This window comes from Streptomyces sp. NPDC001709, from assembly GCF_053596375.1.
The window spans coordinates 130,907-155,309 of the sequence record NZ_JBSFGB010000018.1; the positions used below are offsets into that span (position 1 = coordinate 130,907).

General features: G+C 70.6%; 20 protein-coding genes. 7 read left to right on the forward strand and 13 right to left on the reverse strand.

Going from position 1 to position 24,403, the window contains the following annotated elements; translation table 11 throughout:
• Positions 1-31 precede the first annotated feature (31 nt).
• From aroC to ACWC0C_RS25800, 7 genes are all read right to left on the reverse strand, one after another.
• Positions 32-1,216 (reverse strand): chorismate synthase, encoded by a 1,185-nt coding sequence (aroC, locus tag ACWC0C_RS25770; protein WP_449196720.1) that lies wholly within the window; start codon positions 1,214-1,216, stop codon positions 32-34.
• 165 nt (positions 1,217-1,381) lie between these two features.
• Positions 1,382-2,221, reverse strand: a complete 840-nt coding sequence (locus tag ACWC0C_RS25775; protein ID WP_450866144.1) for a shikimate dehydrogenase — start codon at positions 2,219-2,221, stop codon at positions 1,382-1,384.
• Positions 2,202-3,866, reverse strand: coding sequence for an endolytic transglycosylase MltG (gene mltG / locus ACWC0C_RS25780; protein WP_450866146.1), 1,665 nt, complete (start codon positions 3,864-3,866; stop codon positions 2,202-2,204). The genes ACWC0C_RS25775 and mltG overlap by 20 nt, the downstream gene beginning before the upstream one ends.
• Positions 3,867-3,989: 123 nt before the next feature.
• Positions 3,990-4,454, reverse strand: a complete 465-nt coding sequence (ruvX, locus tag ACWC0C_RS25785) for a Holliday junction resolvase RuvX (RefSeq protein ID WP_023552096.1) — start codon at positions 4,452-4,454, stop codon at positions 3,990-3,992.
• 37 nt (positions 4,455-4,491) lie between these two features.
• A complete protein-coding gene (alaS, locus tag ACWC0C_RS25790; protein WP_450866148.1) occupies positions 4,492-7,164 on the reverse strand; it encodes an alanine--tRNA ligase in 2,673 nt (890 codons plus the stop codon).
• Complete coding sequence (locus ACWC0C_RS25795) at positions 7,164-7,511, reverse strand: hypothetical protein (RefSeq protein ID WP_450866149.1); 348 nt, start codon at positions 7,509-7,511, stop codon at positions 7,164-7,166. Before ACWC0C_RS25795 ends, alaS begins: the two co-directional genes overlap by 1 nt.
• Before the next feature lie 16 nt (positions 7,512-7,527).
• Positions 7,528-7,974 (reverse strand): DUF948 domain-containing protein, encoded by a 447-nt coding sequence (locus ACWC0C_RS25800; RefSeq protein ID WP_449196714.1) that lies wholly within the window; start codon positions 7,972-7,974, stop codon positions 7,528-7,530.
• Positions 7,975-8,135: 161 nt separating this feature from the next.
• Between ACWC0C_RS25800 and ACWC0C_RS25805 the strand changes: the two genes are divergently transcribed.
• Complete coding sequence (locus ACWC0C_RS25805; protein ID WP_450866151.1) at positions 8,136-10,304, forward strand: ATP-binding protein; 2,169 nt, start codon at positions 8,136-8,138, stop codon at positions 10,302-10,304.
• Between the two features lie 89 nt (positions 10,305-10,393).
• On the opposite strand, the gene rpsD is transcribed toward ACWC0C_RS25805, so the two are convergent.
• From rpsD to ACWC0C_RS25820, 3 genes are all read right to left on the reverse strand, one after another.
• Entirely contained in the window at positions 10,394-11,008 is a 615-nt protein-coding gene (gene rpsD / locus ACWC0C_RS25810) for a 30S ribosomal protein S4 (protein WP_055705441.1), read from the reverse strand.
• A gap of 316 nt (positions 11,009-11,324) precedes the next feature.
• Positions 11,325-12,680 carry a replication-associated recombination protein A gene (locus ACWC0C_RS25815; RefSeq protein WP_450866153.1) on the reverse strand — a complete coding sequence of 452 codons (1,356 nt, stop codon included), beginning with the start codon at positions 12,678-12,680 and terminating at the stop codon, positions 11,325-11,327.
• Positions 12,681-12,726: 46 nt separating this feature from the next.
• Entirely contained in the window at positions 12,727-13,383 is a 657-nt protein-coding gene (locus ACWC0C_RS25820) for a vitamin K epoxide reductase family protein (protein WP_450866154.1), read from the reverse strand.
• 144 nt (positions 13,384-13,527) lie between these two features.
• Here ACWC0C_RS25820 and ACWC0C_RS25825 point away from each other — a divergent pair, with 144 nt between their 5' ends.
• The 4 genes from ACWC0C_RS25825 to ACWC0C_RS25840 are packed head-to-tail and all read left to right on the forward strand — an operon-like array spanning position 13,528 to position 17,067.
• A complete protein-coding gene (locus ACWC0C_RS25825; protein ID WP_450866155.1) occupies positions 13,528-14,394 on the forward strand; it encodes an ABC transporter ATP-binding protein in 867 nt (288 codons plus the stop codon).
• Positions 14,391-15,236 (forward strand): ABC transporter permease, encoded by an 846-nt coding sequence (locus ACWC0C_RS25830; RefSeq protein WP_450866156.1) that lies wholly within the window; start codon positions 14,391-14,393, stop codon positions 15,234-15,236. The genes ACWC0C_RS25825 and ACWC0C_RS25830 overlap by 4 nt, the downstream gene beginning before the upstream one ends.
• Positions 15,233-16,444: a sensor histidine kinase gene (locus ACWC0C_RS25835; RefSeq protein WP_450866158.1), complete on the forward strand. Its 1,212-nt coding sequence runs from the start codon at positions 15,233-15,235 to the stop codon at positions 16,442-16,444. The genes ACWC0C_RS25830 and ACWC0C_RS25835 overlap by 4 nt, the downstream gene beginning before the upstream one ends.
• On the forward strand, positions 16,441-17,067 hold the full coding sequence (locus tag ACWC0C_RS25840) for a response regulator (protein ID WP_449196707.1): 627 nt from the start codon (positions 16,441-16,443) through the stop codon (positions 17,065-17,067). The genes ACWC0C_RS25835 and ACWC0C_RS25840 overlap by 4 nt, the downstream gene beginning before the upstream one ends.
• Positions 17,068-17,107: 40 nt before the next feature.
• On the opposite strand, the gene hisS is transcribed toward ACWC0C_RS25840, so the two are convergent.
• Together hisS and ACWC0C_RS25850 are read right to left on the reverse strand one after the other, a co-directional pair.
• Positions 17,108-18,370: a histidine--tRNA ligase gene (gene hisS / locus ACWC0C_RS25845; RefSeq protein WP_450866160.1), complete on the reverse strand. Its 1,263-nt coding sequence runs from the start codon at positions 18,368-18,370 to the stop codon at positions 17,108-17,110.
• A 12-nt stretch (positions 18,371-18,382) separates the two neighbouring features.
• A complete protein-coding gene (locus ACWC0C_RS25850; RefSeq protein ID WP_450866161.1) occupies positions 18,383-19,096 on the reverse strand; it encodes an MBL fold metallo-hydrolase in 714 nt (237 codons plus the stop codon).
• A gap of 170 nt (positions 19,097-19,266) precedes the next feature.
• Between ACWC0C_RS25850 and ACWC0C_RS25855 the strand changes: the two genes are divergently transcribed.
• Together ACWC0C_RS25855 and ACWC0C_RS25860 are read left to right on the forward strand one after the other, a co-directional pair.
• Positions 19,267-20,097 carry a peptidylprolyl isomerase gene (locus tag ACWC0C_RS25855; protein WP_450866163.1) on the forward strand — a complete coding sequence of 277 codons (831 nt, stop codon included), beginning with the start codon at positions 19,267-19,269 and terminating at the stop codon, positions 20,095-20,097.
• Positions 20,098-20,249: 152 nt separating this feature from the next.
• Positions 20,250-21,479, forward strand: a complete 1,230-nt coding sequence (locus ACWC0C_RS25860) for a DUF349 domain-containing protein (RefSeq protein ID WP_449196703.1) — start codon at positions 20,250-20,252, stop codon at positions 21,477-21,479.
• 71 nt (positions 21,480-21,550) lie between these two features.
• Here ACWC0C_RS25860 and relA read toward each other — a convergent pair whose 3' ends face one another.
• Positions 21,551-24,088, reverse strand: a complete 2,538-nt coding sequence (relA, locus tag ACWC0C_RS25865; RefSeq protein ID WP_449196702.1) for a GTP pyrophosphokinase — start codon at positions 24,086-24,088, stop codon at positions 21,551-21,553.
• Positions 24,089-24,403: the final 315 nt, after the last annotated feature.

Here is a 24,403-nt window from a genome sequence, read left to right on the forward strand (position 1 = left end):
GGTCCGACCAGGACGACCGCAGGCACGGCGCTCACCGGATCCGGAGGTTGTCGAGGTACGACTGCACGTTGCGGCGGGTCTCGGCCACGGAGTCGCCGCCGAACTTCTCGGCGACCGCGTCCGCGAGGACGAGCGCGACCATGGCCTCGGCGACGATGCCGGCGGCCGGCACGGCGGAGACGTCGGAGCGCTGGTGGTGGGCCTGGGTGGCCTCGCCGGTGGTGACGTCCACGGTCTGCAGGGCGCGCGGCACGGTCGCGATCGGCTTCATCGCGGCCCGCACCCGCAGCAGCTCCCCGGTGCTCAGTCCGCCCTCGGTGCCGCCGGCGTGACCGGAGACCCGCCGGATGCCCTCGGGCGTGTTGACGATCTCGTCGTGCGCCTTGGAACCGGGTACCCGAGCCAGCTCGAAGCCGTCGCCGATCTCGACGCCCTTGATCGCCTGGATACCCATGAGGGCACCGGCGAGCCGGGCGTCCAGCTTGCGGTCCCAGTGCACGTGCGAGCCGAGGCCGACCGGAACGCCGTACGCCAGCACCTCGACCACACCACCGAGCGTGTCGCCGTCCTTGTGGGCCTGGTCGACCTCCGCGACCATCGCCTTCGAGGCGTCCGCGTCCAGGCAGCGCAGCGGGTCGGCGTCCAGCTTCTCGACATCGGCCGGCGTGGGGTACACGCCCTGCGGAGCCTTCACGGAGCACAGCTCGACCACGTGGGAGACGATCTCGATGCCGGCCGTCTCCTTCAGGTAGGAGCGGGCGACCGCGCCGAGGGCCACCCGGGCGGCCGTCTCACGGGCGGAGGCGCGCTCCAGGATCGGGCGGGCCTCGTCGAAGCCGTACTTCTGCATGCCGGCGAGGTCGGCGTGGCCGGGGCGCGGGCGGGTCAGCGGCGCGTTACGGGCGAGGCCCGCAAGGATCTCCGGGTCCACCGGGTCGGCCGCCATGACCTGCTCCCACTTGGGCCACTCGGTGTTGCCCACCATGATCGCGACCGGGGAGCCGAGGGTCAGGCCGTGCCGGACGCCGCCCAGGAAGGTGACCTCGTCGCGCTCGAACTTCATCCGCGCACCGCGGCCATAGCCGAGCCGCCGCCGTGCGAGGTGGTCCGCCACCATCTCCGTGGTGATCGGCACGCCGGCGGGAAGCCCCTCCAGCGTCGCGACAAGTGCGGGACCGTGGGATTCCCCCGCGGTCAGCCAACGCAGCCTGCTCAACGGTGCTCCTCAGTGCTCGCGCCCGGTACTGCCCTGCGTACGCACGTCCTCGCGTACGGCGACGGCGTGACCGGGTGCGCGACCCCGGTACGCCACCTCCGATCCTCCCACGTCCGGGGCGATTGTCCGGCCGCCGGTCCAGCAGGCGGACGCGTCGCCGGGCGGTCAGCGGGCGGCGAGCGCCTTCTCACCGGCGCGGCGCATCGCCTCCACGGGCACCGGGGAGCGGCCGGTCATCTGCTCGACCTGGAGGACGGCCTGGTGGACCAGCAGGTCGAGGCCGCTGACCACGGCTCCGCCGAACATGGACCAGCGGGCCGCCAGCTCGGTGGGCCAGGGGTCGTAGAGCACGTCGAAGAGGGCGGCGGGACGCTCGGGTACGGCGGCGGCGAGCGCGTCGGTCGTGCCGGCGGGCGTGGTGGCGATCACCAGGGGGGCGCGCAGTGCCTGCTCGGCGTCCGCCCAGTCCGCCGTACGCACGTCCACGTCGAGGCGTTCGCCCCACCGGCGCATCTCGGCGGCGCGGGCCTCGCTGCGGACGTAGGCGACGACCTCACCCGTGCACACGCGGGCCAGGGCGGCGAGCGCGGAGGAGGCGGTGGCGCCGGCACCGAGGATGGCGGCGGAGTCGACCTGCTCGATGCCGTGCTCGCGCAGGGCGGCCACCATGCCCGGGATGTCGGTGTTGTCGCCGAGCCGGCGGCCGTCCTCGGTGAGGACGACCGTGTTGACCGCGTCGACGGAGGCGGCCGTGTCGCTGATCTCGTCCACCAGCGGGATGACCGCCCGCTTCAGCGGCATGGTCAGCGACAGCCCCGCCCACTCCGGCCCGAGCTTCTCGAAGAAGCCGGGCAGTCCGGCCTCGTCCACCTCGAAGCGGTCGTACGACCACCCGGTGAGCCCGAGTTCGTCGTACGCGGCCCGGTGCAGCACCGGGGAGAGCGAGTGGGCGATGGGCTTACCGAGTACGGCGGCACGGCGGGCGTCAGTTGCCCGAGCTGGCATTGAACTTTTCCTTGAGTCGCTGGAATTCGGCGAGGGTCTTGGCGAATTCGGTGTTGTTCACCCCGTCGGTCGCCACGAAATAGATCCAGCCGTCGTGTGTCGGATCCAGTGCCGCCTTCAGCGCGTCCTCACCGGGGTTGCCGATCGGACCGGGCGGAAGTCCCTTGCGGGTATAGGTGTTGTACGGGCTGTGGTTGCCGTTGATCTCTTTGAGGGAGATGTGGATGTTGCTCGTGCCCTTGACGTAGTTGTACGTCGAGTCGAACTGCAGGTACTGGTTCGTCTCGGTATTGGTGGGCTTCAGGCGGTTGTAGACCACTTCCGCCATCTTGCGGAAGTCGTCGTGCGTCTTGCCCTCCGCCTGTACCAGGCTCGCGACCGTGACCAGCTCGAACGCGTTGTTCAGGCCCAGGGCCTGCGCCTTCGCCGTGAGACCGTAGGCGTCGTACTTGGACCTGGCCTCCGCGACCATCTGCTTCAGGATGCTGTCCGGCTTCATGCCCTTGGCGGCCGGATAGTTGCCCGGGAAGAGGAAGCCCTCCAGCGGGTCCTTGATCTCGCCGGCGTACTGCGTGTTCTGCGCCCAGCTCGGCAGGCCGAAGCTCTTGTATTCCTTCTGGGCGACCTTCCGGGTGGTGCCGGCGGAGAGTTCGAGTTTCTTGTCGATCGCCTCGTAGACGCCCGCGTTGCGCTCGCCCGGAGTCACCACGACATTGTTCTGGCTCTTCGGGTCCAGCATCATCTTCACGGCGCTGGCGGCGGACATCTCCTTTTTCAGGAGGTACGCACCCGCCTGGATGCGGTTGCCGCCCTGGATGTCGTTCTGCGCGTGCACGAAGGCTTCGGCGCTCTTGACGACCCCGGCCTGCTTCAGACGGTTGCCGATGTCCCAGCCGCCCGCGCCCTTGGGGATCTCGACCGTCACGGTCTCGTTGGTGCCGCTGCCCACGTAGTCGGGAGCCGGGGCGAAACGATTTTGGTAGAACTTGTAGCCGAAGTAACCGGCCGTGCCGATGCCGCCGCCCAGGACGAGGACGACGACCATGCAGGCGCAGCCGGTGCGTCGTTTCTGGCCCTTCTTGGCGGGTTTCTTGCCCTTGCCGCGCCGGTCACGGCGGCTCTGGAGCTCGTGCTCCTCCTCGTCGTCATCGGCGCCGCCCCCCGAGAAGAAGGCGTGCTCCTCCTCGTCGGGCGCGGTCTCGGGCTCGGGTTCCGCCTCCGGGCGCCTGCGGCCGGGCGGCTGCGGCGGCGGGTAGGCGTCCTCGCCGCCGTAGAAGGTGGGCTGCTCCCCATAGGCGGCGGGCTGCTGGCCGTACGGGTCGCCGGGGTCGGCGGGGTACGGCACCTGGCCGTGGGCTCCGGCCGCGTCCCAGCCGCCGTGCTGCTGGTACTGCTGCTGGGGCTGGGCGGTGTACTGCGGATGACCCTGTTCGTCGTAGTACTGGTAGTGCTGGTCGCCGTACCCGGGCTGCTGCTCCTGGTTCCAGTTGCCGTACTGCGGCTGCTGCGGGTAGTGCTGCGGCTGGCCGCCGTAGCCAGGCTGCTGGCCGAGGTGCGCCTGCTGCCCTTCCCATCCGCCGTCCCCGTACAACGGGTCCTGCGGATGCCACGGTTCGGGGCCTGGGCCCCGGCCATACTCAGTCATCGATCCCCTAGAGCCGCGAGGCCGACCGGTCGCGGGGCCGGTGGGCCCGCTTCCGTTCCGCCTCTTGCTGTGCGTCGGCTGTTCGAACACCGGCGCATCGCGCGGAACGTTACCGTATCGCGATCAGATGACCACTTCGACGCCCTCGCCGGGTGCTTTACCTGACACCCGTTCGGATTCCAGGGCCTGCTGCAGGATGATCACAGCGGCTGCCTGGTCGATGACGGCCCGGCCCTTCTTCGATTTCACCCCCGAGGCGCGCAGTCCCTGGCTGGCCGTCACGGTCGTCATCCGCTCGTCCACCAGGCGGACCGGCACCGGCTTGATGCCCTTGGCCAGCTCCTGGGCGAAGGCACGGACCTTGACGGCGGCCGGGCCCTCGCCCCCTTTGAGGGAGCGGGGGAGTCCGACGACGACCTCGATCGGCTCGTACTCCTCCACCAGTTGACGCAACCGGCGGTGGGCGGCGGGGATGTCCCGGCCGGGGACCGTCTCCACCGGAGTGGCGAGGATCCCATCGGGGTCGCACGAGGCGACCCCGATCCGGGCGTCCCCGACGTCGATCGAGAGCCGACGTCCTCTGCGCATTTCCGACCGTTTCCTTACTTCGCCGTCTTCTTCGCCGTCACTTGGCGGTGTCGGCGACGAGACGCTCGACGGCCTCGACGGCCTCACCGACGGCGGCGGGGTTCTGGCCGCCGCCCTGGGCCACGTCCGGCTTGCCGCCACCGCCGCCGCCGAGGGTCTTGGCGGCCGTGCGGACCAGGTCACCGGCCTTGAGACCGCGCTCGCGGGCGGCCTCGTTGGTGGCGATGACCGTCAGCGGCTTGCCGCCCGTGACCGTGAAGAGGGCCACGACCGCGGCCCGTCCGCCCTGGATGCGGCCGCGCACGTCGAGGACCAGCTTGCGCAGGTCATCGGGGGTCGTACCGTCCGGGACCCGGCCGGTCACCACGGCCACACCGCGCACGTCCTTCGCGGACTCGGCGAGACCGGCGGCGGCCTGGAGCACCTTCTCGGCGCGGAACTTCTCGATCTCCTTCTCGGCGTCCTTCAGCTTGCCGAGCATCGAGGAGACCTTCTCCGGCAGCTCCTCCGGGCGGCCCTTGAGCAGCTCGGTCAGCTGGTTGACGACCGTGTGCTCGCGGGCGAGGAAGGTGTAGGCGTCCACGCCGACCAGGGCCTCGATACGACGGACACCGGAGCCGATGGAGGACTCGCCGAGCAGCTTCACCAGGCCCAGCTGGGCGGTGTTGTGCACGTGCGTGCCGCCGCACAGCTCCTTGGAGAAGTCGCCGATGGTGACCACGCGGACGCGCTCGCCGTACTTCTCGCCGAACTCGGCGATGGCGCCCTGCTTCTTGGCCTCGTCGATGCCCATGATCTCGGCGTGCACGTCGAGGTCGCGGGCGAGCACCTCGTTGATCTTCTGCTCGACGTCGGTCATCACGGCCGTCGGCACGGCGGACGGGGAGCCGAAGTCGAAGCGGAAGCGGCCGGGCTGGTTCTCGGAACCGGCCTGGGCGGCCGTCGGGCCGAGGGCGTCGCGCAGGGCCTGGTGGGTCAGGTGGGTGGCCGAGTGGGCGCGGGCGATGGCCTTGCGACGGCGGGCGTCGATCGAGGCGTGGGCCTTGGCGCCGACGGTCACTTCGCCGACCTGGACGACGCCCTTGTGGACGTAGACACCCGGGACCGGCTTCTGGCAGTCGCGGATCTCGATCACGGCACCGGAGTCGGCCTTGATCCGGCCGGTGTCGCCGATCTGGCCGCCGCCCTCGGCGTAGAACGGGGTGCGGTCGAGGACGATCTCGACCTCGTCGCCCTCGGTGGCGGCCGGCGAGGAGACGCCGTCGACGAGGATGCCGACGATGGTGGTCTCGCCCTCGGTGTCGCTGTAGCCGATGAAGTCGGTCTCGCCGGCGGCGTCGGCGATCTCCCGGTAGGCACCCATGTCGGCGTGGCCGGTCTTCTTGGCCTGGGCGTCGGCCTTGGCGCGCTCCCGCTGCTCCTTCATCAGGCGGCGGAAGCCCTCCTCGTCCACGGAAAGGCCCTGCTCGGCGGCCATCTCCAGGGTGAGGTCGATCGGGAAGCCCCAGGTGTCGTGGAGCAGGAAGGCCTTGTCGCCGGCCAGGACCGTGCCACCGGCCTGCTTGGTCTCGGTGACGGCGGTGTCGAGGATGTTGGTGCCGGCCTTCAGGGTCTTGAGGAAAGCGTTCTCCTCGGCGAGGGCGACCTTCTCGATGCGCTCGCGGTCGGTGATCAGTTCGGGGTACTGCTGCCCCATCATCCGGATCACGGTGTCGATCAGGTCGAGCACGACCGGGCCGGTGGCACCCAGCAGGCGCATGTTGCGGATGGCGCGGCGCATGATGCGGCGCAGGACGTAGCCACGGCCCTCGTTGCCGGGGGTGACGCCGTCGCCGATCAGCATCGTGGCCGTACGCATGTGGTCGGTGACCACGCGGAGGGACACGTCCGAGTCGTGGGCGTCGCCGTAGCGGACGCCGGTCAGCTCGGTGGCCTTGTCGATGACGGCCATGGAGGTGTCGATCTCGTACATGTTCTGCACGCCCTGCAGAATCATGGCGAGCCGCTCCATGCCAAGGCCCGTGTCGATGTTCTTGCTCGGCAGGTCCCCGAGGATCTCGAAGTTGTCCTTGCCGATGCCCTCGCCGCGCTCGTACTGCATGAAGACGAGGTTCCAGATCTCCACGTACCGCTCGTCGTTGACGGCGGGGCCGCCCTCGACGCCGAACTCGGGGCCGCGGTCGTAGTTGATCTCGGAGCAGGGGCCGCAGGGGCCGGGGACGCCCATGGACCAGTAGTTGTCCTTCATGCCCAGGCGCTGGATGCGCTCCTTGGGCACGCCGACGACCTCGTGCCAGATGCGCTCGGCCTCGTCGTCGTCCTTGTAGACGGTGATCCACAGGCGCTCGGGGTCGAGGCCGTAACCGCCCTTGTCCTGGGGCGTGGTGAGCAGCTCCCAGGCGTACTTGATGGCGCCTTCCTTGAAGTAGTCGCCGAAGGAGAAGTTGCCGCACATCTGGAAGAAGGTGCCGTGGCGCGTGGTCTTGCCGACCTCTTCGATGTCGGGCGTGCGCACGCACTTCTGCACGCTGGTGGCGCGCGGGTAGGGCGGCTTGACCTCACCCAGGAAGTAGGGCTTGAAGGGCACCATGCCGGCGGGGACGAGGAGCAGAGTCGGGTCGTCCGCGATGAGCGACGCCGAAGGGACGACGGTGTGCCCGCGCTCCTCGAAGAAGCTCAGCCAGCGGCGGCGAATCTCGGCCGACTCCATCAGTGGTCCTCATTCCGGTTGTACGAGTACGTCGTGTTCTCGATGTACTTCGGGTTGCTGCGGTTGTTCTCGATGGCGGGGTAGCGCCGGGGCCCGGGGAGTTCGGGGGCCGCGTCGATGCCGAGCGCCTCGCCCAGCTCGGCCTCCCGCTGCGCCATGTTGTCGCGGACGTCGAGCGCGAAGCCCACCGCGCGGTCCTTGAGTCGCTGACCGGTCTCCAGGGCCTTGTTGGCCGCGGTCGCGGCGAGGCTCTCCGGGGTCAGCTGCTTGAGCTTGCGGTTGACCTTGGTGGTGACCCACACGCCGGCGGCGACACCTGTGGTGAACCAGAACGTACGGCGGAACATCGCTCGGTCTCAGCCCCTACTTCCCGCGGAGGTTTCGCTTGCGTCGTGCGGCGGGAACCGTGCGGCCCACGATCACGGTACGCCGGGGTGCCTTCGCGGGCACGTCCTCCTTGCGGCCGCCCAGCGCCCGGCGGACGCCGTAGCCGAAGGCCGCGACCTTGACCAGCGGGCCGCCGAAGGTGGAGGCGACGGTGGTCGACAGCGCGGAGGCGTTGGACGTGACCTCCTGGACGTCGGAGGCGATGGCGTCGACGCGGTCGATCTGGGTCTGCGCGGAGCGCACGGTCGCGGAGGCGTCGGCGAGCAGGGGGACGGCCTGGTCGGTCACGTCCGCCACGAGCTTGGTGGTCGCCTTGAGCGTCTGGGCCAGCCTCGCGAGAGCCACCGCGAGGAAGGAGACCAGGATCGCCCAGAAGACGGCCACCAGGATCCCGGCCACCTCTCCACCGGACACTGTGTGCACCCGCTCCCTGAAACGTGCCCCAACATCGAAAGCATCGAAAAACTCGAGTCCGAGCCTATCGCGCCGGGGCCGGGGCTCCGTACCGGATTACCGGGTGGCGGGGGCGGAGTTACGGGAAGCGATTGTACGCATTGAACACGTTTCAGTACGCTCCGTGTCCCATGCGAGGTCCTCAGCGTCCTGATCCCTTCACCGACGGCGATCCGCCCCTGGAACTGACCACGTTCGTCGGGCGCTCGGCCGAACTCAGCGGGCTGACGGACACGCTCGGCGGGGCGCGGCTGGTGACCGTGACCGGCATCGGCGGTGTCGGCAAGTCCCGGCTGGCCGCGCGGGTCGCCGCGGGGTGGGAGTCCGCCGCCGGGCGGGTGGAGCTGGCGCCGGTGCGCGATCCGCAATTCGTGGAGTACGCGGTGGCGGAGGCGCTGGGGCTGACCGACCACACCGCCCGGCTGCCCCGGGAGACGCTGCTGGGGCATCTCGCCGGCCGTCCGGCCCTGCTGGTGCTGGACGGGGTCGAGCATCTGGTAGACGCCTGTGCCGAGTTGACGGCGGAGCTGCTGCGGAAGCTGCCGGAGCTGCGGGTGCTGGCCGTGGGCCGGCGTCCGCTGGGGCTCGCGGGCGAGCGGCTGTTCCCGCTGGCGCCCCTGGGCGAGGACGAAGCGGTGGAGCTGTTCGCCGACCGGGCCCGGGAGCAGGGGCTACGGGTGTCCGACGGCCCCGAGGTGCGCGAGCTGTGCCGGCGGCTGGAGGGGATCCCGCTGGCGCTGGAGCTGGCGGCCGGGCGGCTGCGCGCGCTGTCCCCGGCACAGCTGCTGCAGCGGCTGGACGACCGGTTCCGGCTGCTGACGGCGAGCGGCCGGGACGGCGCCGGGCGCGCGGTCCCCGGCGGCCCGCCGTCCCGCCACCGGACACTGCGCACGGCGATCGGCTGGAGCCACGAGCTGTGCACGCCCGCCGAGCGGCTGCTGTGGGCGCGGCTGTCGGTGTTCGCGCAGACCTTCGACCTGGAGGCCGCCGAGTATGTGTGCAGCGGGGACGGGCTGCCGGCCGAGGACGTTCTGGACGTGCTGTCGGAGCTGGTGACCCAGTCGGTCGTGACCCGCGAGGAGAGTCCGGCCGGGCCCCGCTACCGGATGCTGGACACCGTCCGGGACTACGGCGCCGAGTGGCTGGAGGGCGTCGGGGACGCGGGGCGGCTGCGCAGGCGGCACCGGGACTGGTACCTGGGCCTGGCGACCTGGTGCGAGCTGGACTGGTTCTCGCCCCGGCAGGGTGAGGTCGCCGCGCGGGTCGAGGCGGAGCTGCCCAATCTACGGGCGGCCCTGGAGTTCTGTCTGACGGAGCCGGAGGAGGCCCATCTCGGCCAGTACCTCGCGGGGTCGCTGTGGTTCTGCTGGGTCGGCTGCGGTCGGCTCGCGGAGGGCCGGCGCTGGCTGGCGCGCAGTGTGGAGCTGGAGTCGGAGTACGAGCAGTCGCGGCTGAAGGCGCTGTGGGTGCTGGGCTATGTGGCGATCCTCCAGGGCGACACGGTGCCGGCGCTGACGGCGCTGCGGGAGTGCCGGGAGCGGGCCGAGCAGGTCGCGGATCCGACGGCGGTGGCGTATGCCGAGCATCGCACCGGCTGTCTGGCGCTGGTCAGCGATGACATGGTGCGTGCAGAAACGCTGCTGCGGTCGGCGCTGGACCGCTACCAGGAGATCGGCGAACTCAACAGCAACGTGCTGATGGGCCAGGTGGAGCTGGCGATGACGCGGGCCTTCCAGGGGGACCTGCCGGACGCGGTGCGGCTGTGCGAGGACGTGCGCCGGGTGTGCGAGGACCACGGGGAGCGCTGGGCCCGCTCCTACGCGCTGTACGTGCTGGCGTACGCCGCCTGGCAGGACGGCGCCCAGGACAGGGCACGGGAACTGCTCGCCGAGTGTCTGCGCAACGCCCACGCCTTCCACGACCTGCTCGGCTCGGTGCTGTCGCTGGAGCTGCTGGCCCTGGTGACGGCGGCCCAGGGCGATCCGGCCGAGGCGGCGCTGCTCCAGGGGGCGGCGGGCCGCATCTGGCCGTCGGTGGGACTGCCGCTGTTCGGCTCGGCGTACTACAACGCGCCGCACGAGCGGTGCGAGGCGATCGTGCGGGAGTCGCTGGGCGACGGGGGCTACGAGGAGTGCGTGCGGGAAGGTGCCCGACTGGACCGCGCGGACGCCGTGGCGCGTGCCCTTCGGCAGGATGCGGTACGGCCGTTGGAAGCGCTGCCGGCTCCGCGCGGGGCGAGCGACGCGCCCCGCAGGGGCGCGGGGAACTGTGCTACCAGCCCTGACCGGCCCGCGCTGTAGAGACGACCGAAAACGCGGCCCGCCGCCTCGCCCACCCGGCAGGGCCGGGCGGGGAGACGGCGGGCTGAGGTATTACGCCGTGGCTGGGGTCAGCGGGCGTAGTACTCGACGACGAGCTGCTCGTCGCAGATCACCGGGATCTCCTTGCGGTTCGGCTCGCGGTCCAGGCGGAACGCCAGGGCCTTGAGGTTCACCTGCAGGTAGCGCGGGGTCTCACCCTCGGGGGCGAAGCCACCCTCGCGGGCGATCGTGAAGAGCGTCTTGTCCTTGGAGCGGTCGCGGACCTGCACGACGTCGTCCGGACGGACACGGAAGGACGGCTTGTCGACCTTCTGGCCGTTGACCTGGATGTGGCCGTGGACGACCATCTGACGGGCCTGGTAGATGGTGCGGGCGATGCCCGAACGCAGGACCAGGGCGTCGAGACGGCGCTCGAGCTCCACGATCAGGGCCTCACCGGTCTTGCCCTGAACCTTGGACGCGCGCTCGTAGGCGCGGACCAGCTGGCGCTCGGAGATGTCGTACTGCGCACGCAGACGCTGCTTCTCCAGCAGACGGACCTTGTAGTCCGAGTTCTGCTTGCGGCCACGGCCGTGCTCACCCGGCGGGTAGGGGCGGGCCTCGAAGTACTTGACGGCCTTCGGGGTCAGCGCGATGCCGAGGGCACGCGACTTCTTGACCTTGGGGCGGGACTGGTTCGCCACTGTCTCTATCTCTTTCGTAGTTTCCGGCTCGTCAGAGTTAAGGGAGGTCGCCTCCGCAGCCGGGGAATCCCGCCGGGTCCGCATGGGACCTGCCGGGCAGCCGTTCCCCTGGTCTGGGCACAACGTGCAGCACGCGAGTGGCCCACCGACCGTCCCGGGGCTCCGGGTGGTGGTGGGCTGCCCGCGACACCGTTCGACGGTGCGCGACGCTCCTGGAGTCCGTTTTCCCGAGGACTGGCCCCGGGGGCCGGACTCCGGCCGGGTGTCCCGCTCTGACTGCGCGGGACTCGGCACTTCGGCCAAGTCTACAGGGCGCTCAGGACCGCCTGCGACCGAGGTGCTTCCTGGTCCACTCCACCGCGTCCGCGTACCGCGCCTCGGTGCCGTGCCGGCCCGGGGTGTAGTACTCGCGGTCCTTCAGGGCGTCCGGGGCGTACTGCTGCTGGGCGATGCCCTCGGGCAGGTCGTGCGGGTACACGTACCCCTGCGCGTGGCCGAGCTTGGCGGCGCCCTTGTAGTGCCCGTCGCGCAGGTGGGGCGGGACCGGGCCGGCCAAGCCCTTGCGTACGTCCTCCATGGCGGCGCCGATCGCGGTGGTCGCCGAGTTGGACTTGGGGGCGAGCGCGAGGGCGATGGTGGCGTGGCTGAGGGTGAGGGCGGCCTCGGGGAAGCCGATCATGGCGACGGCCTGGGCCGCGGCGACCGCGATGGGCAGGGCGTTCGGGTCGGCCAGGCCGATGTCCTCGCTCGCGGAGATCATCAGGCGGCGCGCGATGAAGCGTGGGTCCTCGCCGGCCTCGATCATGCGCGCCAGGTAGTGCAGGGCGGCGTCGACGTCGGAGCCCCTGATGGACTTGATGAGGGCGCTGGCGACGTCGTAGTGCTGGTCGCCGTCGCGGTCGTACTTCACCGCTGCCCGGTCGACCGTCTGCTCCAGCGTCTCCAGGCTGATCTCGCCCTCGCCCTGGTCCAGCGCCGCCCCGGCGGCGGCCTCCAGGGCGGTCAGGGCCCTGCGGGCGTCGCCGCCGGCGATGCGCAGCAGGTGCTCCTCGGTGTCCTCGGGGAGGCCGACGGCGTCCTTCAGGCCGCGCTCGTCGGTCAGCGCGCGCTTGAGCAGGCCCCGGATGTCGTCGTCGGTGAGGGGTTCGAGGGTGAGCAGGAGGGAGCGGGAGAGCAGGGGCGAGATCACCGAGAAGTACGGGTTCTCGGTCGTGGCCGCGATCAGGGTCACCCAGCGGTTCTCGACGGCCGGGAGCAGGGAGTCCTGCTGGGCCTTGCTGAAGCGGTGGATCTCGTCCAGGAAGAGGACGGTCTCCTTGCCGAAGCCACCGGTGGCGCGGCGGGCGCCGTCGATGACCGCGCGGACCTCCTTGACGCCGGCGGTGATCGCGGACAGCTCCACGAACCGCTTGTTCGTCGCCTTGGAGACGACGTACGCGAGGGTGGTCTTGCCGGTGCCGGGCGGGCCCCAGAGGATCACCGAGGACGGTCCGGCCGGGCCGCCGGAGCCCTCGCCGACCAGCCGGCGCAGCGGGGAGCCGGGCTTCAGCAGATGCTGCTGGCCCACGACCTCGTCGAGGCTGCGCGGGCGCATGCGCACCGCCAGGGGGCTGGCTGCCGGGTCCTTCTCCTGGCGTTCTTCTGCTGCGGCGGTGAACAGGTCGGGTTCCACGTCCAAAACCCTAAATCACGGCACTGACAACGCGGCCGGTGCGGGGTCAGGCCCAGAGCTGGCTGCCCCAGCGGGTCAGGATCAGCATGGCGATGACACCGCAGTGGGTGACCGGGACGACCCAGGTGAACTCGGCGAGGAACCGCTTCAGCCAGCCCGGCGCGGGCAGGAAGTCGTTGCGGACGTTGAACGAGGTCACGTACCAGAACATGGTGATCGTGGCGACCCAGGCCAGTGAGCACCACAGGCACAGCGCGTTGATCCGGTACAGGGACTGGAACTGCAGCCAGGTGACGAAGCCGACACCGAAGAGCGTGCCGAAGTTGAAGGTCAGCCAGTACCAGCGCGGGAAGCGGGCGCGGGTCAGCAGGCTCATGCCGACGCAGATGACGATGCCGTAGCAGACCAGGCCGAGCATGGGGTTCGGGAAGCCGAAGACCGCCGCCTGCTTGCTCTCCATGACGCTGCCGCAGGACACGACCGGGTTGACGCTGCAGCCGGGCGTGAAGGTCTTGCCCGCGACCTTGGCCTCGAGGATCTTGAACTTGTCGATCGTGATGACCCAGGAGGCCAGCACTCCGGCCGCCCCGGTGATCACCAGCAGGAGGGCGAAGGCACGGCTGCCGCCCACCGTGCGCGGGGCGTCGGCGGCACGCTCGGGACCCGGCTCCGTGGAGACGTCGTTGACTGTCGTCTTGCTCATCACGCCGATCCGTCACTTGAGAGTTGGACCATCTTCGGGCACGGCTCATTGTGCCGCACGCACATGTGTGTCCACCGTTCGGAGGACATAAGGAGGTACGCACGGTGGTCACGGACCGTTCGGTTCCGGCCGATGCTCGAGGGCATGACAGCACACGCGAACGAACTCGCGGTGGACGTCCGGGGGCTGCGCAAGCGGTACGGGGGCGTGACCGCGGTGGACGGGCTCGATCTCGGCATCCGGCACGGTGAGGTGTTCGGCCTGCTCGGGCCGAACGGCGCGGGCAAGAGCACCACGGTGGAGATCCTCCAGGGCAACCGGTCGCGCGACGGGGGCGAGGTGTCGGTCCTGGGCTCGGACCCGGCGACGGGCACGCGCGCGTGGAGGTCCCGTGTGGGAATCGTCTGGCAGGACGAATCCGCGCCCGCGGAGTTGACGGTCCGCGAGACCGTACGGCACTTCGCCCGCTACTACCCGCGTCCGCGGGATCCGGAGGAGGTCATCCGCCTGGTCGGCCTCGAGGCGAAGGCGAACAGCCGGATCAAGGGGCTCTCCGGCGGCCAGCGGCGCCGCCTCGACGTGGCGCTCGGCGTGATCGGCGGCCCCGAGCTGCTGCTCCTGGACGAGCCGACCACCGGCTTCGATCCGGTCGCCCGGCGCCGGTTCTGGGACCTGATCCGGCTGCTCGCCGACGAGGGCACGACGATCCTGCTCACCACGCACTACCTGGAGGAGGCCGAGACCCTCGCGGACCGGCTCGCGGTCGTCGCGCAGGGCCGGGTCGTCGCCGAGGGCACACCCGCCGACCTGCGCCGGCGGTACGGCGGTGAGGCCACCGTCGCCTGGCGGGAAGCCGACGGCTCGCCGCGCACGGAGCACACCGACATGCCGACCCGGACCGTCGCCGCGCTCATGGGCCGCTTCGGCGGTGAGATACCCGGACTGACCGTGACCCGCCCCACCCTGGAGGACGTCTACCTCCGGCTGACCGGCCAGGAGGCCGCCCGATGACCACGACCGCGGTACGAGCCACCGCCCGCGAGAGCGCCGGCTCCCTGCCCGGCGCCTGGAGGCTCGGGCTGCTGCGCGGCGGCCTGGAGATCAAGCAGTTCTTCCGGCTGCGCGAGCAGGTGGTGTTCACCTTCTCCTTCCCGGTGGTGTTCCTGTTCCTGTTCGCGTCGATCTTCCACGACGATGTCGGGCACACCGGGATCACCGCCTCCCAGCTGTACGTTCCCGCGATGATGGCCTCCGGGATCATGTCGACGAGCTTCCAGTCGCTCGGCATCTCCATCGCCGTGGAACGCGACGAGAAGGTGCTGCGGCGGCTGCGGGGCACCCCGATGCCTCCCGCGGCCTATTTCCTCGGCAAGATCTGGCTGGTTCTGTTCACCGCTGTCCTGGAGACCGCGATCCTGCTGGCCGTCGGCACGACGTTCTACCACGTCCACCTGCCGTCGGACGCCGGGCGCTGGTTCGACTTCGGGTGGATCTTCGTGCTCGGTCTGACCGGGTGCGCGCTGCTCGGCATCGCCATCAGCTCGGTGCCCAAGTCGGCCAAGAGCGCCAGCTCGGTCGTCGTCCTGCCCTTCCTGGTGCTCCAGTTCATCTCCGGGGTCTACATCGCCATCGACACCATCCCCGGCTGGATGCTCGACATCGGCGCCCTGTTCCCGCTGAAGTGGATGTGCCAGGGGCTGCGGGGCGTGTTCCTGCCCGACTCCGCCAAGGTGCTGGAGCAGGCGGGCAGCTGGGAGTTCGGGCGGATCGCCCTGGTGCTGGCCGCCTGGTGCGTCGGAGGATTGGCGCTGTGCTTGCTGACCTTCCGGTGGAAGAACCGGCGCGACGGATGAGGGGCGACCGCGCCCGGGGCGTCGACGCCTGGGACCGCACGATCCGGCTCTGGGACGTCTACTTCGCCGTCGCGTGGGTGGCCACGCTGGCCCTCGTCCTCGGCGCGGAGCATCCCCCGTGGCCGGTGCGCGCGGTCGCGGCCGGACTGCTCGTGCCGCTGGTGCCCTGGTACGCGGTGTTCGGCCGCCGCCTGCTCACGGAGGATCCTCCGGGCGGGCGGCGCGGCCTGTGGTACCTGGCCGGGGCGCTGGCGCTGTTCCTGCCGTCGGCGGTCCTGGCGGGCGAGACCCGGCTGGTCACGTTCGCGCTGGTCCCCCAGTGCTTCATGACCCTGCGCATGCGCGGCGCCCTGGTCGCGGTGGCGGTGATCAACCTGGCGCCGGTCGCGGGCTGGGCGCTGCTGTGGCGGCCGGGCGGCGACGTCCTGTTCGCCAACGTGCTGTTCGCCGTGGTCTGTCTGGCGTTCTCCGGGGTGGTCGGCGCCTGGATCATCCGGATCATCGAGCAGAGCATGGAACGCGCCGAGCTGATCGCCGAGTTGGACGCCAGCAGGCACGAGGTCGCCCGGCTGTCGGCCGCGCACGGCGCCCTCGCCGAACGGGAGCGGCTGGCCCGCGAGATCCACGACACCCTCGCGCAGGGCTTCACCAGCCTGCTGATGCTGGTCCAGGCCGTGGACGCGGAACTCGGCTCGGATCCCGCGCAGGCCCGCCGCCATCTCGCCCTCATGGAGGACACCGCCCGCCGCAATCTCGCCGAGGCCCGCGCGCTGGTCGCCGGCGGCGCACCCGCCGACCTGGCGGGCGCCAGCCTCCCGGACGCGCTGGACCGGCTGGCCGCCCGCCAGGAGGCGGCACTGGAGGTGACCGGTCCGGTGCGCGCGCTGCCGGCCGGTGTGGAGGTGGTGGCCCTGCGCGCCTGCCAGGAGGCCCTCACCAACGCCCGTAAGCACGCCGGGAGTTCGGTGCCGGTCGAGGTCCGCCTCGCCTACGCCGACGACACGCTGACCCTTTCCGTCCGCGACGAGGGCCGCGGCTTCGATACGGCCGCCGCGTCGAACGGGTACGGTCTGGCCGGGCTGCGCGCCCGCGCCACCGAGGTGGGCGGGACGGCATCGGTGCACAGCGCGCCCGGCGACGGTACGACGGTGACCGTACGCCTGCCCGCTCCCGCCGTTGTGTCCGCCCTGACAAGTGAGGTGCCGTGATCCGGATCGTCCTGGCCGACGACCACCCCGTCGTACGGGAAGGCCTGCGCGCCATGCTGAGCGCCGAACCGGACCTGGAGGTGGTCGGCGACGCGGCCAGCGGGCCGCAGGCGGAGGCCCTGGCGGCGGAACTGGGGCCGGACATCGTGCTGATGGACCTGCGTATGCCGGGCGGCGGGGGCGTGGACTCGATCGTGCGGATGACCGCGGCCGGGCTGCCGTGCCGGGTGATCGTGCTGACGACGTACGAGACGGACCGGGACATCCTGCGCGCCGTGGAGGCGGGCGCCGCGGGCTACCTGCTCAAGGACCTGCCCCGGCGCGAGCTGGCGGACGCGGTACGGGCCGCTGCGCGGGGCGAGACGGTTCTGGCCCCCTCAGTGGCGGCCCGCCTGGTGGACCAGCTCCGCACCAGGCCGGAACGCCCCCGGCTGTCCGACCGCGAGACGGCGGTCCTCCGCCTGGTGGCCGAGGGCTGCACCAACGCGGAGATCGGCCGCAGGTTGTTCATCGGCGAGTCGACGGTGAAGACCCATCTGCTGCGGATCTTCGGCAAGTTGGGGGTGGACGACCGGACCGCGGCGGTGACGAGCGCGATGCGGCACGGGTTGCTGGAACAGTGAGAGGGCGCCGGGAACGACCGGCGCCCTCGCATCGCTCACATCAGCCGAGCCGGGACTCCAGCTCCGCCACGATCTCGTGCACACCGATCGCCGTCTGCTCGCCGGACTCCATGTCCTTGAGCTGGACGACGCCCTCGGCGAGGTCGCGTTCGCCGGCCACGAGCGCGTAGCGGGCGCCGCTGCGGTTGGCGTTCTTCATGGCGCCCTTCAGACCCTTGCCGCCGTACGAGAAGTCCGCCGCGATGCCGACCTTGCGCAGCTCGGTCACCTTCGCGAACAGCACGCGGCGGGCCTCCTCGCCGAGCGGGACGGCGTAGACCGAGGTGGCGGACGGGAGGTCCAGCTCCACGCCCTCCGCCTCCAGCGCGAGGACCGTGCGGTCGACGCCGAGGGCCCAGCCGACCGACGGCAGCGCGGGGCCGCCGATCATCTCCGACAGGCCGTCGTACCGGCCGCCGCCGCCCACCGCGGACTGCGAGCCCAGACCGTCGTGCACGAACTCGAAGGTCGTACGGGTGTAGTAGTCCAGGCCGCGCACCAGCTTCGGGTCGTTCTCGAAGGCCACGCCCGCCGCCGTGATCAGCTCGCGCACCTCCTCGTGGTACGCCTTGCAGGCGTCGCACAGGTAGTCGCGGAGCAGCGGGGCACCCGTCAGCTGCTTCTGGACGGACTCGCGCTTGTCGTCCAGGACGCGCAGCGGGTTGATGTCGACGCGGCGGCGCGTGTCCTCGTCCAGGTCCAGGCCGCGCAGGAAGTCCTGCAGCGCGGCCCGGTACACCGGACGGCACTCCTTGTCGCCCAGGCTGTTGAGGAGGATCCGGAAGTTGCGCAGGCCCAGCGAGCGGTACGCCTGGTCGGCCAGGATGATCAACTCGGCGTCCAGCGCCGGGTCCTCCGCTCCGATCGCCTCGGCACCGACCTGGGAGAAGTGCCGGTAGCGGCCCTTCTGGGGGCGCTCGTAGCGGTACTGCGAGCCCGAGTACCAGACCTTCACCGGGAGGTTGCCCGTCTTGTACAGGTTGGCCTCGAGGACCGCGCGCAGCACGGGGGCGGTCGTCTCCGGGCGCAGGGCCAGCTTGTCGCCGCCCTTCGTCTCGAAGACGTACATCTCCTTCGTCACGATGTCGGTGGACTCACCGACGCCGCGCGCGAACAGCTCCACGCTCTCGAAACCGGGCGTCTCGATGTAGCCGTAGCCGGAGCTCCTGAGCGGCGCGGCGATCGCCTCGCGGACGGCCAGGAACCTGGCGCTGTCCGGCGGCAGCAGGTCGTATGTGCCCTTGGGGGCCTTGAAAGTGCTCACGGAAGTCTCTCGTCACATTCCTCGTCGGGGAGCGATGTTCACGTCCGCTCCCTGGCCGGCGGCCACCTGCCGCAGATAGGCGTTGGTGGCGCGCTCCTGGCCGATGGTCGTCTGGGGGCCGTGGCCGGACAGCACCACGGTGGAGTCGTCGAGCGGCAGGCACACGCGGGCCAGCGACTCGAGCATGTCCGCCATGGATCCGCCCGGCAGGTCGGTGCGTCCGATGGAGCCGGCGAACAGCAGATCCCCGGAGAAGAACACCGACGGGATGTCGGCGGTCTCGGGCATCCGGAAGGTCACCGACCCCTTGGTATGGCCCGGCGCGTGCGCGACGGAGAATTCCAGGCCCGCCAGTTCGAGGGTCGTGCCGTTCGTCAGCTCCCGGACGTCGTCCGGCTCCCCCACGGTCAGCTCGCCCATCAGCGGCATGCCGATGGACCGGCCGAGCGCCTTCTCGGGGTCGCTCATCATGTACCGGTCCTCGGGGTGGATCCAGGCCGGTACGTCGTGGGCGCCGCAGACCGGGACGACCGAGGCCACGTGATCCAGGTGGCCGTGGGTGAGGACGACGGCGACGGGCTTGAGCCGATGCTTCTTCAGCGCTTCCTCGACGCCTTCGGCGGCCTGGTGGCCGGGGTCGATGATCACGCACTCCTCACCGGCGGCGGGGGCGACGAGATAACAGTTCGTCCCCCAGGCCCCGGCGGGGAACCCGGCAATGAGCACGATCGTCCTTCGTTGTGTCGATACGGGTGGCTGCAAGCTGTCGTCCAGAGCCTACCGGCGCTGCCGTTTCCTCAGCGAACCCATATACGGTACGGGGCTACACGCAACGGTCGGCTCACGAGGACGCACGCGTACCGGTCGACACACGACACGCATGAGGAGAGAACCCGGTGGTCAGCCAGGAGCAGCGGCGGCGTCAGCTCGCCCGGGAGAAGTTCTTGCGGCAGCAGCAGCGGCGCACACAGGCGCGCCGCAAGGCCGCCGTGCGCAACTCCGTGATCGCGTCGGTACTGGGCGTGGTCGTGATCGGAAGTGTCGCGCTGTACACGACCGGAGTGCTGAAGAACGACGACAAGAAGACCAACACCGCGGCCGACGTGACGCCCAGCGCCACGCCGACCAGCAAGGCCCCGGACCCGTGCGCGAAGCCCGCGGCCGGCTCGGTGAAGAAGCTGAGCTGGAAGAAGGAGCCGGCGATGACGATCGACACGTCGGCGAAGTACTCGATGAAGCTCGCCACGACGTGCGGTGACATCGACATCGCGCTGAAGACGGCGGCCGCCCCGCACACGGTGAACTCGTTCGACTTCCTGGCGGGCCAGGGCTACTTCGACCACACCAAGTGCCACCGTCTGACCACGACCGGCATCTATGTGCTGCAGTGCGGCGACCCCCAGGGCACCGGCATGGGCGATCCGGGTTACAAGCTCCCGGACGAGAACCTGAAGGACAAGAGCCTGAAGGGCAACACCTACCCGGCGGGCACGGTGGCGATGGCCAACACCGGTCATCCGCACACCGGCGGCAGCCAGTTCTTCCTGGTCTACAAGGACAGCCCGTTGCCGCCCACTTACACGCCGTTCGGCACGGTGTCCGACGCGGGCATGAAGGTGCTGCAGAAGATCGCCGCCGCCGGCGCCCAGGCGGCCGATCCGTCCACGGGCAACACCGCTCCCAATGCGACCGTGGTGATCAACAAGGCGACGGTGACGAAGTCCTGACCCGGTCCTGATGCTCAAGACGGCCAACTGCGGAATTTCGGTCGCGCTGGATGCGGACAGGCAACCCGCTGGTCGCCTATGTTGGCCGTGACGAAACTGTGGACGATGCCCGGGCTGCGAAGGCCCCGCAGGCATCATGTGGAGGAGGCGCTGTGAGCAGCGACCCGTGGGGCCGCGTCGACGAGACGGGGACCGTGTACGTGCGTACGGCCGACGGCGAGCAGGTCGTCGGTTCCTGGGCGGCCGGCTCCCCTGAGGAGGCGCTGGCCTACTTCGAGCGCAAGTACGAGGGCCTGGTTGTCGAGATCGGCCTCCTCGAGAAGCGAGTGCAGACCACCGACCTGTCGGCGAAGGACGCCCAGACCGCGATCGACCACCTGCGTGAGCAGGTGGACGCGCACCACGCGGTCGGCGATCTGGACGCGCTGCGGGGGCGTCTCGACAAGCTCGTGGAGACCGTGGCGGCGCGCCGGGAGGAGCGCAAGCAGCAGCGGGCCAAGCAGTCCGACGAGGCCCGCAAGGCCAAGGAGGACCTGGTCTCCGAGGCGGAGCAGCTGGCGCAGTCCGACCAGTGGCGGGCGGCCGGCGAGCGGCTGCGGGCGCTGGTGGACACGTGGAAGGGGCTGCCGCGTCTGGACCGCAAGTCCGACGACGAACTGTGGCACCGCTTCTCGCACGCCCGGTCGGCGTTCTCCAAGCGGCGCAAGGCGCACTTCGCGCAGCTGGACGCGCAGCGCGAGGAGGCCCGCCGGACCAAGGAGCGACTGGTCGCCGAGGCCGAGGCGCTGTCGGGCTCGACGGACTGGGGTCCGACGGCGGCGCGCTACCGCGAGCTGATGGCGCAGTGGAAGGCCGCGGGCCGCGCCCAGCGCGAGCACGAGGACGACCTGTGGAACCGCTTCCGCGGCGCCCAGGACGTGTTCTTCGCGGCCCGCGGCTCGGTGTTCGCCGAGCGGGACGCGGAGCAGTCGGAGAACCTGAAGCTGAAGGAGGAGCTGGCCGAGGAGGCCGAGAAGCTCCTGCCGATCGGCGACCTGAAGTCCGCGCGGGCCGCCTTCCGCTCGATCAACGAGCGCTGGGAGGCCATCGGCCACGTCCCGCGGGACGCGCGGCCGAAGGTCGAGGGCCGGATGCACGCGGTCGAGCGGGCGATCCAGGAGGCCGAGGAGGCCGAGTGGCGCCGGACGAACCCGGAGGCACGCGCGCGTGCCGAGGGTCTGACCGGTCAGCTGCAGGCCGCCGTGGACAAGCTGCGGGTGCAGATCGACCAGTCCCGCGCCCAGGGCAACAACGCCAAGGCCGACAAGCTGGAGCGTGAGCTGGAGGGCCGCCAGGCGCTCCTGGACCAGGCTCTGAAGGGCTTGCAGGAGTTCGGCGGCTGATCCCCCGAAGCACATGCGAAAGGCCCCGTACGCGCCGTACGGGGCCTTTCACATGGCTGCGTGGGACCGGTTTACGACCGGGTGCGTCCCGACGTCACGCGGTACACGTCGTACACGCCCTCCACGCCCCGTACGGCCTTCAGGACGTGGCCGAGGTGCTTCGGGTCGCCCATCTCGAAGGTGAACCGGGAGGTGGCCACCCGGTCGCGGGAGGTCTGGACGGCCGCCGAGAGGATGTTGACGTGCTGGTCGGACAGCACGCGGGTGACGTCCGACAGCAGGCGCGAGCGGTCCAGCGCCTCGACCTGGATGGCGACCAGGAACACCGAGGACTGGGTGGGCGCCCACTCGACGTCGAGGATCCGCTCCGGCTCGCGGGACAGCGACTCGACGTTGACGCAGTCGCTGCGGTGAACCGATACGCCGCTGCCCCGGGTGACGAACCCGATGATCGGGTCGCCCGGTACGGGCGTACAGCAGCGGGCCAGCTTGACCCACACGTCGTCGACGCCCTTGACGACGACGCCCGGGTCGGCGCTGGAGCGGCGTTTGCGGCCGCGGGTGCGGGACGGCGGGACCGCCTCGTCGATCTCCTCCGTGGCGGCTTCCTCGCCGCCGAGGGCCTGGACGAGCTTCTGCACGATGTGCTGCGCGGAGACATGACCCTCGCCGATCGCGGCGTACAGCGCGGAGATGTCCGAGTAGCGCATCTCGTGCGCGAGCGTGACGAGGGAGTCGCCGGTGAGGATGCGCTGGATCGGCAGGTTCTGCTTGCGCATCGCCCGGACGATCGCGTCCTTGCCCTGCTCGATCGCCTCGTCCCGGCGCTCCTTGGAGAACCAGGCGCGGATCTTGTTGCGGGCGCGCGGCGACTTGACGAAGCCGAGCCAGTCGCGGGACGGTCCGGCACCGGGTGCCTTGGAGGTGAAGACCTCCACCAAGTCGCCGTTGTCCAGGGTGGATTCGAGCGGTACGAGCCTGCCGTTGACCCGCGCTCCTATGGTGCGGTGGCCGACCTCGGTGTGGACGGCGTACGCGAAGTCGACGGGCGTGGCCCCCGCGGGCAGCGCGATGACGTCGCCCTTGGGGGTGAAGACGAAGACCTCGTTGCGGGACAGGTCGAAGCGCAGGGACTCCAGGAACTCGCCGGGATCCTCGGTCTCCTTCTGCCAGTCCAGCAACTGCCGCAGCCACGCCATGTCGTTGATGGCGTCCTTGTCCTTGCCGGAGGCCTTGGGCACGTCCGTACGCACCTTGGAGGCACCGGCGACGGCCTCCTGCTTGTACTTCCAGTGCGCGGCGATGCCGTACTCGGCGCGGCGGTGCATGTCGAAGGTGCGGATCTGCAGTTCGACCGGCTTGCCGTTGGGCCCGATGACCGTCGTGTGCAGCGACTGGTACATGTTGAACTTGGGCATCGCGATGTAGTCCTTGAACCGGCCCGGGACCGGGTTCCATCGCGCGTGCACGGTGCCGAGGGCGGCGTAGCAGTCACGGACCGTGTCGACAAGGACACGGATCCCCACCAGGTCGTAGATCTCGGCGAAGTCGCGGCCCCGCACGATCATCTTCTGGTAGACGCTGTAGTAGTGCTTCGGGCGGCCGGTGACGGTCGCCTTGATGCGGGCGGCCCGCAGGTCGGCCTGGACCTCGTCGGTCACTATGGCGAGGTACTCGTCCCGCTTGGGCGCCCGCTCGGCGACGAGCCGCACGATCTCGTCGTACATCTTGGGGTAGAGGATCGCGAACGCGAGGTCCTCCAGCTCCCACTTGATGGTGTTCATGCCCAGGCGGTGGGCGAGCGGCGCGTAGATCTCCAGCGTCTCGCGCGCCTTCTTCTCCTGCTTCTCGCGCTTCAGGTAGCGCATGGTGCGCATGTTGTGCAGGCGGTCGGCGAGCTTGATGACCAGGACGCGCGGGTCCTTGGCCATCGCCACGACCATCTTGCGCACGGTCTCGGCCTGCGCGGCCTCGCCGAACTTGACCTTGTCCAGCTTGGTGACGCCGTCGACGAGGAGGGCGACGACGTCGCCGAAGTCGCGGCGCAGGTCGTCCAGGCCGTACTCGGTGTCCTCGACGGTGTCGTGCAGCAGCCCCGCCATCAGGGTGGCCGGGTCCATGCCCAGCTCGGCGAGGATGGTGGTGACGGCGAGCGGATGCGTGATGTACGGGTCGCCGCTCTTGCGCTTCTGGCCGCGGTGCCAGCGCTCGGCGACCTGGTAGGCGCGCTCGATCTGGCGCAGCGTGGAGTTCTCGATCTTGGGGTCGTTGCTGCGCACTATCCGCAGCAGGGGTTCCAGGACCGGGTTGTACGGGTTCGCGCGCTGCACACCGAGGCGGGCGAGGCGGGCGCGGACGCGGTTGGAGGAGCCGGTGCGGACGGGCTGGCCGACGGGCTGACGCACGACGGGGGGCTGGGCCGGGCGCTCGGGCGGGGCCGGCTTGGGACGTGCGGCCTCGGCAGCCTTCTCGACGGGCGCGGACTGGGCGTGCTCGATCGGCCCGCGGGTGTCGTTCTTCGCGTCGGACACGTGCGGCGCGGGCTTCGCCGCGGCGGCCGAGGCGGACTCGGGCTTGGCGGCGGTCAGGTGCTGGGCCTCGTCTGGCAAGAGGGCTCCTCGTGCGCGATCCGGGTCCCCCGGTCAGGCTCCGGAGACCCCATGGTAGCGATCCTGCGGCTGGTCATCGCCTTCAGCCTGAAGTGAGGACCGTCAACCAGTGCAACGCGGGAGGCTTCCGCCGGATTCCGAAGAGGTGGATTCCGGGTGTTCGCAGGGCGTGCGGGGGGTGTCCTGCGGGGTGGCCTCGGCTTCGCCTTCGGCCCGCTTTTGTTTTCCCACCCGCACCACCCGTGCACCTTTCGCCGTCGGCGGCCGCGGCAGGTGTAGGGGTGCGGGTGGGAAACACAAAGCGGCCTACGGCGA